Here is a 9554-nt window from a genome sequence, read left to right as displayed (position 1 = left end):
ACCCGAAGGAAACCCATGTCGCTGCTCGACACCACGCTCGCCGCCATCCAGCCCGTCTCCGCGGAGGCGTTGGCCGCCGCTGAGGAACGCCAGAACCAGCTGACCAAGCCGCCCGGCAGCCTCGGCCACCTGGAGACGGTGGGCAACCGGCTGGCGGCCATCGCCGGTGTCTGCCCGCCCCCCATCCCGGAGCCCGCCGTGATCGGCCTCTTCGCCGGCGACCACGGTGTCTGCGCGCAGGGTGTCAGCCCCTGGCCGCAGGAGGTCACGGTGCAGATGATGCTCAACATAGGAGCCGGCGGCGCGGCCATCAACGCCCTCGCCCGCCAGGCCGGGGCCACCGTCTGGGTCACCAACGTCGGCGTCGCCAACGACGCGCCCGAGCACCCCGCCATCCGGAACCGCCGCGTGCGCTCCGGCACCGCCGACTTCACGGAGGGGCCCGCCATGACGCTCGACGAGGCCCGCGCCGCCGTCGAGGTGGGCATCGAGACAGCCCTCGAGGCCATCGACGGCGGGGCGAAGTGCCTGCTCACCGGCGAGATGGGCATCGGCAACACCACGCCCTCGAGCGCCCTGATCTCCGTGTTCACCGGCACCGGCGCCGCCACTGTCACCGGCCGCGGTGCAGGCGCCGACGACGAGATGCTGAACCGCAAGGTGGACGTCATCGAGCGCGGCATCGCGCTCCACCGGCCCGACTCCACAGACGCGCTGGGCACCGTCGCCGCCATCGGCGGGCTCGAGCAGGCCGCCATCGCAGGGTTCATCCTGGGCGCCGCCTCGCGCCGGGTGCCGGTCATCCTCGACGGCGTCATCGCGTGCTCCGCGGCGTGCGTCGCGGTCGCCTTCAACGACGACGTGCGCGGCTACCTCGTCTCCGGCCACGCCGGTGCCGAGCCGGGCATCCAGGCCGCCGTCACGCACCTCGGCCTGCGCCCGCTCGTCGACCTAGGCCTCCGCCTCGGCGAAGGCTCCGGCGCAGCCGTCGCCCTGCCCATGGTCCAGGCGGCCGCCCGTATCCTGAGCGAGATGGCGACCTTCGCCAGCGCAGGCGTCTCGGAGGGCTGATGCAGTTCACAGGTGGTGGCACCGCGTTGGTGCTGGGTGGGGCCCGGTCGGGCAAGTCGACGTGGGCCGAGGCCCAGTTCGCGGGAGTCGCCGACGTGGAGTACGTGGCCACCTCCGAACTGCGCGACGGCGACACCGAGTGGGCGCACCGCGTGACCCTCCACCGTGAGCGGAGGCCCGGTACCTGGCGCACCACGGAGACGCTCGACATCCCCTCGGTCCTCGGGGCCGACGACGACGCGCCGGTCCTGGTGGACTGCGTCGCCGTCTGGTTCGACCGCGTCCTCTTCGAGGCCGGAGCCTGGGACGACGCGCCCGGCTGGCGCGACGCCGTCGCGGCCCGGACGCTGTCGCTGGTCGAGGCGGTGCGCGCCACCCGCCGCACCGTGATCCTCGTCAGCAACGAGGTGGGCCTGGGAGTGGTGCCCGCAACCGCCTCCGGGCGCCTCTACCGCGACGAGCTGGGCCGCCTGAACGCCAGCCTCGCCGCAGCCGTTGACGAGGTCTGGTTCTGCGTGGCCGGCATCGCGAAGCGGTGGGCATGAATCCGCTCGGCGCGGCCACCGGGCTGTTCACCATCATCCCCGTGCGCGCGTTCGAGGTGGACCGCAGGCTCGCTGCCCGCGCCATGGCCGCCTTCCCCTGGCTGGGGCTGCTGATCGGCGCCGCCGGGGGAGCGGTCGTGTTCGGCGCCTGGCACCTCGCCGGCCCGTTCCTGGGGGCCATGCTCGGCCTTGCGCTCCTCGCCGGGGTCACCGGCGCGATGCACCTCGACGGGGTGGCTGACACCGCCGACGGCCTCGGCTCCCGCCGCCCACCGGCGGAGGCGCTGGTGATCATGCGCCGCTCCGACATCGGCCCCATGGGGGTGGCCACCCTCGTCCTCGTGCTGCTCATCGACGCCGCCGCCCTCGCCTCCATGCCCACCCCCTTGTTGGGCGGGGTCGCGCTGGCGGCCGCGGCCGCCTCGGGTCGGCTGGGCATCACCGTGGCGAGCGTCTCGAAACTCACGGCCCGGCAGCAGGGTTTCGGGGCGCTCTTCGTCGGTGTCACCCGGTTCAGCACCGCGGCGATCACCCTGGTCGGCGTCGCCGGCGTCGTCCTCGGTGGCGCCTGGTGGGCCGGCGGCTACCAGACGCTGCTCGCCGCAGCCATTGGCCTGACGGCCGCCGCGCTCGTCGGGGCGCTGTGGAGCCGGCACCTCCTGACCCGGCTCGGGGGCTGGACCGGCGACACCTTCGGCTCGCTGATCGAGGTCATCCAGACGGTGTTCCTCGTGGCGTTCGCACTGGCCGCGTGAGGTCGATCGCGTCCACCTCCGTCAGCGGTCCGGCCACGTCCGCCGCGTCGTAGCGCAGCAGGCTGAGCCTGGTCACGGGCAGCGTGATCGACGGCGACTCCCACCCGGCGGCCCGCCCCGCCAACCCGCTCAGCGGCGCAGACACCGCGTACATCCCGATGGTCACGTGCGGCACGTACGGCCGCCGCCGGTCTTCCCGGAGCGCCCGGGCCACGGCCTGCAACTCGGGGGCCTCCGCACGCAGGTACGGCACCATCTGAAACGTGTCCCAGCCGCCGATCCGCACGTCGAACGGCGACAGGCCCAACGCCTCGACGGCGGCCCGGTCCGCGGCGATCCGCTCGGGCGTGTACGGCTCATCCTCCGGGGTGGCGCCCGGTTTCGGGACCGGCCCGCCGTAGCCGACGGTGATGTGCGGCTGGCGGTCATAGCGCGGCAGCAGCACATCGGCCCAGTGGGCGCGGGCGGAGTCGACGGCGGCGCGCACGTCGTCGACATCGGCCAGCACGGCCCAGATCAGGGCGTGGTCCGCGCCGCCGCGCCACTGGGTGAAGTCGCGGTCGTGGCACGCGATGGAATGCAGGGTCACTTCGGCGGTTCGCCGCCCTGCGGCCAGTTGCCCTTGAGGATCTCGGCGCCCTGCACCAGGTCCTCTAGGCCCCTGGCGAGATCCAGGGCCGGGGTGCCCTGCAGGGCCCCGTCGAGGTCGCGGCCCAGTTGGGAGGTGGCCCGGTGCACCTGCGCGATGGCCCGGCGCGTGCGGGCGAACAGGTGCCCCGCATCCCCGGCGACCAGCACGTCGACCTGGGCGGCGGCGGCCTTCAGGGACTCCGCGCAGAGGAAGAAGGTGGCGCGGTGCAGGAGCGCGGCCTGCCCGAGGTACTCCGCCGACGCGCGTGTGACCGCCGCGTACTCCTGCAGCGCGCCTGTCTGCGTGTCCGCCGACGTGCGGTACGCCTGGGCGGCCTCGCCCTGCCAGGTGCCGCAATCCTGCAGCTCCCGGGCGGTGCGGAGGGCCCCGTCGAGGTGGTCCGCCTGCGCCAGCACCTCACCCTGCTGCGTCTCCAGCCGGGTGGGGACGGGGGAATGGGGGTTCAGCCGGCTGTTCACTGCGCTGCGCAGCTCGCCCACCGCCTCCTCGAGATCCGCCCTGGCGGCTCGTTCGCCGTCTGCCACGAGGTAGCCGATGATCGTCTGCATCTCAGGGTGCTGACGGGCGATCTCCGCGACGGCCTCGCGGCTCTGCCTCAGATCCGCGTCCAGCACCCGTTGAGCCGAGCGTTGCAGCCCCCAGGTGGCGTCGCGCACGGCGTCGAAGTCCGCCTTCGGGGCGGTGGCGTTGGCTTCCTGCTGGCGCAGCAGGCTTGCCTGCACCTGCGCCAGCCTCATCACGAGCGTCCGGGTGGTCATGCGTCCAGCCCTCCAGTGCGGCGCAGTTCGGCGACTCCCTCGTCGTCGACGCGGCCGTACTGGGCCGCCGTCACGTGCAGCCGCTCCGCCATCGCCTCGAACTCGTCCACGGCGCCGGTGCGCCATGAATCCAGCTGTTGGCTGAGGGAGTGCTGCGCCTGCTGGGCGTCCTCGAACAGCCCCATCCCGGCCTCAGGGTGCCGCGACAATCCGGCGACCTGCTCGGCGAGCCCTGACCACCGCTCTCCCAGGCCGTGCAACTCCGTGGGGTCTGCCTCGAACCCGTCGAGCGGCTCCGACGCCGGCGCCACCGCCCGCCCGAGAGCTGCGGTCTCGCCGGCCACCATCGCCAACCCCGCCACCTCGCTGGCCTGCTCGACGGGGGGCGCAACCTCCGCGGCCGCCGCGGGTTCGACACCGGGGCCGCCGCCGCTTGCGAGGGGAGCAGGCTCTGCGCCGCCGCTGATGCCGCTGGCGCCGGTGCCGCCGCCCGCTCCGCCGCTCTGACGGGGCAGGGCCGTGGCGTCGCCGGGGACGCCCGCTGCCGCCGGTGCTGAGGCGGGGACCGACAGCGGGCCGGCAGCCGGGTCCGCCAGCCGCCCGCCGGCGCCGAGGCCGCCTGCGGGGGCGGTGGCACCACCGGCCGTGCCGCCGGCGCCGCCCATCATCATGGGAGGCATCATCCCGGGGGAGCCGCCGCCGGCCATGCCGGCCTGGGCCCCGCGGTGGGGGTTGATGCTGGCCTCGAGGAGGTCTGCGGCGGCGAGGAGGTCGTCGTCCTCAGCACGAACGCCGCCCACCTGGGAGCGGGTCACGCGGAACGCGAGCTGATCCCAGAGTTCTTCGTCGCTGCTCATGCTGGGTCCCTTCCCGTCAGCATCCGGCGCAGGCCGGCCATCAGAATCTCGTGCTCGCGCGTGATGGCGGCCAGTTCGCCGGCGGTATCGGCGGGGGGAGCGTAGCGGGCGTAGGCCTGCTGCGCGAGCCTCAGCACACCGTCGTTGATCTCGCGGACGTCCGCCTCGTCCAGCCAGTCCTCGTCGAACTCGACGGTCACCAGGTGGCCCTGTTCGTCAAGCCGCACCCCCAGGGCGCCCTCCTGGACCACGCTCACCGGTTCCGACGCAGCGGGCGGGTGCTCGAGGTGCCGCTGGGCCGCCGCCTGCCAACGCCGGTTGACGTTCTCCAACGCCAACTGGAACGTGGTGAAAGGATCCGGGCCGAAGCGCCAGAGGCCGGAGAAGTCCACGCCGTCGAGATCCGGCTCCGGCAGCTCCTCCGGCTCCGCGATGCGGATCCGCGCGGCGGCCAGCACCGCCGCGAACGCGCTGCCGAGGGTGCGGTGTTCGCCCAGTTTGCGGTGCCAGATGGGGGAGACCGAAACCCTGGTCAGGCGGCCGTCCTCGAACCACAGCCGCACGATCCGCTGGGGGTCTGCGATGGAGTTGGCGGCGTCCTCCTCCGCCACCTCGTCTGAAGGGTCGGCGACGTGGACCGGCGCGAGCGGGTCGAAGTCGTCATCCAGGAGGCCGTCCATGGGCCCAGCTTGCCAAACTTCGAGGTCACTCGGTGATCTGCTCGTGGGCGGGAACTCAAGACCCCCGCCCGGGAAGCCCGGACGGGGGTGTGACGGCGGAGGATACGAGATTCGAACTCGTGAGGGCGTTAACCCAACCCGCTTTCCAAGCGAGCGCCATAGGCCTCTAGGCGAATCCTCCAGGGAGAAACTTACCGGAGTTGCGCGCCCTGCCTCAAATCCGGCCGAAAAGCAGCGACGGCGCGCCCTGGGGGCGCGCCGTCGAAGTGCCTGGGGAAGGGTGGATCAGTTGTAGACGATCACCTTGTCGCCCACGCGGGCGATGTCGAAGAAGCGCTCCATCTGAGCGTAGTCACGCACGTTGACGCACCCACCGGAGCCGCCGCTGTAGCCCACGCGGGCGAAGTTGGCGGAGTAGTGGATGGCGATGCCGCCGTCGAAGAAGAGCGCGAACGGCATGTCCACCTTGTAGATGCTGGAGAAGTGGTCACGCGACTTCCAGCCGATCTTGAAGGCGCCGTTGCGGGTGGGCGTGGCGGTCCTGCCGAAGCGCACGTCGACGATGGTCTGCACCTTGCCGTTGATCACCCAGGCCATCTTGTCCTGGCCCTTCGAGACGCAGAACGCACGGCCGGTCATGCAGCGCTGATCCAGCCGGAATCCGGACTGCACGAGCGGGTGCGTGACGACGGGCACCGGGGCGGTGGGGTACGGCACACCTGCCGGGCGGGGGTTGGTGGCCGGGATGCTCTTCACCCACGGGCTGTACTGGCTGTCGAACTTGACGATGCCGTTGAACACCCAGTCTGTCTTCTGCGTCACCTGGCCGGTGGCCACCGACGCGGTGGTGGCGACGGCGTAGCTGCGGCAGGCGCCGCGGCCGGTGGCTGCGGTGTCGCACTCGGAGCGCCACTTGCGGCCGTCCGTGGCGGTCCACTCGCCGGTGCTACCCAACGGGTTGTTGGCCCACACGGAGCGCGGGGACGGCAGGTAGGTCAGGTTGTTGAACACCCACGCGTTCTGCGTGAACCACTGGCCGTCCTTCTGGAAGACCGTGGAAGCGTAGATGCTGGTGCGGCACCGCACGGTCGTCGAGGAGTACATCTCGCACGAGGTGTACCAGTAGCGCCCGGCCACCAGGTGGTAGCCCGGGGTGACGTAGACGGCCTGCTCGGGTGTCAGCTTCGGCTGTACCGCGGGCGTGGGCGTCGGGGTGGGTGTGGGGGAGGCCGCCAGCGGTGGCAGTTCCCCCGGCGGGGTGGGGTTGATTTCTTCGGCAGTCGCGAACGGCGCGACCAGTGTCATCGCCAAGGCAGCGACTGCGACCCCCAACAGCTTCTTACGCATTTCGAGCTTCCTCCCAGGCAAACATCGTTGCCAATCGTAAACGGCGCCGCGGTCATTTCCTAACCCCGGGCAGCCAGGGCTTTCATCGACTGATACGCAGTGGCGGGCCGGAAGGTTGCAGAGGGACGGGAGTTTTTCCGTCGGGAGCGTCAGAGCACCATCGCCGCGACCCAGCCGGCGGCCAGGAGGGGGAGGTTGAAGTGCAGGAAGGTGGGGATGACGGTGTCGCGGATGTGGTCGTGCTGGCCGTCGGCGTTGAGGCCGGCCGTGGGGCCAAGCGTCGAGTCCGACGCTGGGGAGCCGGCGTCGCCGAGGGCACCCGCGGTGCCGATGATCGAGACGGTCGCCAGCGGGGAGAAGCCCAACGCGAGGCAGAGCGGCACGTAGATGGCGGTGATGATCGGCAGCGTCGAGAACGAGCTGCCGATGCCCATGGTCACGAGCAGGCCGACGAGCAGCATGGCGAACGCGGCCATGCCGCGGTTGTCGCCGAAGAGCTCCGAAGTGCCCTCGACGAGCGGGCCGATCTCGCCCGTGGCCTGCATGACGGCCGCGAATCCCTGCGCCGAGATCATGATGAAGCCGATGAGTGCCATCATCTTCATGCCGCCGGTGAAGACGTGCTCGGCGTCGGTGAACTTCACGGCGCCGGTGACCACGAAGATGCAGAGGCCCACCAGTGCGCCCACGAGTAGTGAGTCCGCGGCGGAGTCGATGATGGTCAGCCAGGTCTGGATGGCGAAGCAGGCGACGATCGCCACCAGCGCGATGAAGACCTTCTTCCTGTCGATCACCTTCGGCGCCTCCACGTCCACGACGGCGGTCGTGTCGTAGCCGCGGGGCCTGCGGTAGGTGACCCCGACGGCCAGGGCCAGGCCGATGACCATGCCCAACGCCGGGATCCACATGGCCTGCATGACCGGCACGTCGCTCACGTCGAGGCCGGACTTGATGATGTTGCCGTAGAGGATGTCGTACAGGAAGATCTTGCCGAAGCCGATGGGCAGGAACATGTAGGTGGTGACCAGGCCGAACGTCAGGACACACGCCAGGGCGCGGCGGTCGAGCCGCAGCCGGTTCATGACCACCAGGAGCGGCGGGATCAGCAGCGGGATGAACGCGATGTGCACGGGGATCAGGTTCTGGCTCATGATCGCCATCGCAAGCACGCCGCCGAGCATGCCCCACTTGGCCCAGGCCACCACCTTCTGTGAGGTGGACATGTCGGCGCTGTCGAGCTTGGCGATGAACCAGTTCGCGAGCAGCTGCGGCAGGCCGGAGTGCGCCACGGCCATGGCGAAGGCGCCCAGCAGTGCGTAGCTCAGCGCGATCTTCGCGCCCCCGGCGAGGCCGTCCTGGAAGGCCACCATCGTCGCTTCGAGGCCCAACCCGGCGGTCAGGCCGCCGACGAGGGCGCCGAGGAACAGCGCCAAGACCACATGGACGCGCAGTACCGACAGGATCAGCATCACGAGGACGGACAGCACGACGGCGTTCATGGGCAGCCTTCGGGGGCTAGGTGACAGGGGCCGGGGAGCATCCTAAGTGCCAGGTGCCTCCGGCGCCGCACCGGGTCAGGCGTCGAGTTCCGCCAGCGCTGTCAGCAGTTGCTGCGACGACGCGAGGTGGCCCACCTTCGTGCCGTGGCCCAGCACCGGCTCGGGATCGAGCGCTTCGAGGGCCGCCGACGTGTGGCCGAGCGCCTTCAGGACCGCCACCGCCACGGGCACGGTGCCGCGGTGGCGACCGTCGGTGATCTTGATGGCGATTCCCGTGCCGTCGGGCAGGCCGAGCGCCAGGGTTCCCTCGGCACCGGCCTTGCAGATGAGGCCGGGGACCTCGCGGTGGTAGACGACCTCGTCGCGCCGGGTGCCCGACGCGAACTCGGGGTGGGCGCGGAACGCGTCTGCCAGCCGCCGCTCGGGGCCGTCCGTCGCGCCGGCGATCTTTCCGAAGGCGCGCGCGAGCCCGGTGAGGCTGGTGGGGAAGGCGGGGGCGCCGCAACCGTCGACGACGGGGTCGCCCACGGGCTCACCGGTCTGGGCGGCCAACTCCTCGCGGATGGCCACCTGCAGGGGGTGGTCCGGGCTCAGGTACGTGTCGGTGGGCCAGCCGGCGCGCACGCAGGTGCGCAGCATCGCCGAGTGTTTCCCAGAGCAGTTGTGCGCGATCGCCTCCGCGCCCCGGCCCTGCGCCAGCCAGGCGTCGAGGGGGACGCGGGAGGGGAAGGCGAGCGTGGTCTGCAGGTGCGCGGGGGAGAGGCCGGCGCCCTCGAGGACGCGGTGGGCGCCGTCGACATGGATCGGCTCGCCGTCGTGGGAGGCTCCGGCGAGCGCGAGCTCGGTGCCCTCGACGTCGAGCCCGTGGCGCAGCATGGCCACCGCCTGGATGGGTTTGACGGCTGAGCGGGCGAGGAACGGGGTGGAGGCGTCCCCCAGCGCGAGGCGCACGCCGTCGGGGCCGGTGACGGCCACCGCGCCGTGGTGGATCGCTTCGAGGTACGGGCCGCGCCACACCTCGGCGAGCGCGGGATCGAGACTGCTGACCATTCCGCCACCCTGCCACCGCCGCCGGAAAGACCCCAAATCCAGATTCGGGGTGCCGGACGGGACCGAATCCAGATCCGGGGCGTCGGGCCGCCGCGCGGGGAAGGCCCCAAATCTAGATCCGGGGTGCCGGACCGGACCGAATCCAGATCCGGGGCGAAATCCGCCGAAGTGAAGCGCCGATCAGGATGGGGTAGAGTGATCCAAGGTTCCTCGCGCGGCGGTAACTCGCCCAACTCCCCCAGGGTCGGAAGGCAGCAAGGGTAAGTGAGCTCTTCCGGGTGCGCGAGGGGCCCTTTTTCTTTGCCCGGTGAATGTCCGGAGGCTGCAATAGGGTGGGAAT

The 9554-nt window shown here is 71.4% G+C and carries 8 protein-coding genes, 1 tRNA gene, 1 other RNA gene and 1 pseudogene; 3 read left to right on the top strand and 8 right to left on the bottom strand.

From position 1 onward, the window contains the following. Window positions 1-15: 15 nt before the first annotated feature. Both cobT and J7D54_RS11885 read left to right on the top strand, forming a co-directional pair. A pseudogene (gene cobT / locus J7D54_RS11890) lies at window positions 16-1616 on the top strand (nicotinate-nucleotide--dimethylbenzimidazole phosphoribosyltransferase). After that, a complete protein-coding gene (locus tag J7D54_RS11885; RefSeq protein WP_182764070.1) occupies window positions 1613-2371 on the top strand; it encodes an adenosylcobinamide-GDP ribazoletransferase in 759 nt (252 codons plus the stop codon). Before cobT ends, J7D54_RS11885 begins: the two are co-directional and overlap by 4 nt. Here the strand turns inward: J7D54_RS11885 and J7D54_RS11880 are convergent. The 8 genes from J7D54_RS11880 to J7D54_RS11845 form a co-directional block, all read right to left on the bottom strand. Beyond that, a complete protein-coding gene (locus J7D54_RS11880; protein WP_182764069.1) occupies window positions 2328-2960 on the bottom strand; it encodes a 2'-5' RNA ligase family protein in 633 nt (210 codons plus the stop codon). The two genes, J7D54_RS11885 and J7D54_RS11880, sit on opposite strands and share 44 nt — an antisense overlap. Further along, window positions 2957-3781 (bottom strand): hypothetical protein, encoded by an 825-nt coding sequence (locus tag J7D54_RS11875; protein ID WP_182764068.1) that lies wholly within the window; start codon window positions 3779-3781, stop codon window positions 2957-2959. The genes J7D54_RS11880 and J7D54_RS11875 overlap by 4 nt, the downstream gene beginning before the upstream one ends. Next, window positions 3778-4638 carry a hypothetical protein gene (locus J7D54_RS11870; protein WP_182764067.1) on the bottom strand — a complete coding sequence of 287 codons (861 nt, stop codon included), beginning with the start codon at window positions 4636-4638 and terminating at the stop codon, window positions 3778-3780. Before J7D54_RS11870 ends, J7D54_RS11875 begins: the two co-directional genes overlap by 4 nt. After that, a complete protein-coding gene (locus tag J7D54_RS11865; protein WP_182764066.1) occupies window positions 4635-5318 on the bottom strand; it encodes a hypothetical protein in 684 nt (227 codons plus the stop codon). The genes J7D54_RS11870 and J7D54_RS11865 overlap by 4 nt, the downstream gene beginning before the upstream one ends. Before the next feature lie 96 nt (window positions 5319-5414). Beyond that, window positions 5415-5499, bottom strand: a tRNA-Ser gene (locus J7D54_RS11860). 104 nt (window positions 5500-5603) lie between these two features. Then, on the bottom strand, window positions 5604-6665 hold the full coding sequence (locus J7D54_RS11855; protein WP_209455120.1) for a L,D-transpeptidase: 1062 nt from the start codon (window positions 6663-6665) through the stop codon (window positions 5604-5606). Between the two features lie 149 nt (window positions 6666-6814). Continuing rightward, window positions 6815-8164, bottom strand: coding sequence for a Na+/H+ antiporter family protein (locus tag J7D54_RS11850; RefSeq protein ID WP_182764065.1), 1350 nt, complete (start codon window positions 8162-8164; stop codon window positions 6815-6817). Window positions 8165-8239: 75 nt separating this feature from the next. After that, a complete protein-coding gene (locus J7D54_RS11845) occupies window positions 8240-9214 on the bottom strand; it encodes an asparaginase (protein ID WP_182764064.1) in 975 nt (324 codons plus the stop codon). 201 nt (window positions 9215-9415) lie between these two features. Here J7D54_RS11845 and ffs point away from each other — a divergent pair. Then, window positions 9416-9512: signal recognition particle sRNA small type (ffs, locus tag J7D54_RS11840), an RNA gene on the top strand. The last annotated feature ends 42 nt before the right edge of the window (window positions 9513-9554 follow it).

The organism is Tessaracoccus sp. MC1865, assembly GCF_017815535.1.
Lineage (GTDB): Bacteria > Actinomycetota > Actinomycetes > Propionibacteriales > Propionibacteriaceae > Arachnia.
This window is presented reverse-complemented; position numbering and strand designations above follow the sequence as displayed.

Excerpts from the sequence above, each read along its gene's own strand:
- J7D54_RS11865 (WP_182764066.1), bottom strand. The coding sequence starts at position 5,318 with ATGGACGGCCTCCTGGATGACGACTTCGACCCGCTCGCGCCGGTCCAC.
- J7D54_RS11870 (WP_182764067.1), bottom strand. The coding sequence starts at position 4,638 with ATGAGCAGCGACGAAGAACTCTGGGATCAGCTCGCGTTCCGCGTGACC.
- J7D54_RS11875 (WP_182764068.1), bottom strand. The coding sequence starts at position 3,781 with ATGACCACCCGGACGCTCGTGATGAGGCTGGCGCAGGTGCAGGCAAGC.
- J7D54_RS11845 (WP_182764064.1), bottom strand. The coding sequence starts at position 9,214 with ATGGTCAGCAGTCTCGATCCCGCGCTCGCCGAGGTGTGGCGCGGCCCG.
- J7D54_RS11850 (WP_182764065.1), bottom strand. The coding sequence starts at position 8,164 with ATGAACGCCGTCGTGCTGTCCGTCCTCGTGATGCTGATCCTGTCGGTA.
- J7D54_RS11855 (WP_209455120.1), bottom strand. The coding sequence starts at position 6,665 with ATGCGTAAGAAGCTGTTGGGGGTCGCAGTCGCTGCCTTGGCGATGACA.
- J7D54_RS11885 (WP_182764070.1), top strand. The coding sequence starts at position 1,613 with ATGAATCCGCTCGGCGCGGCCACCGGGCTGTTCACCATCATCCCCGTG.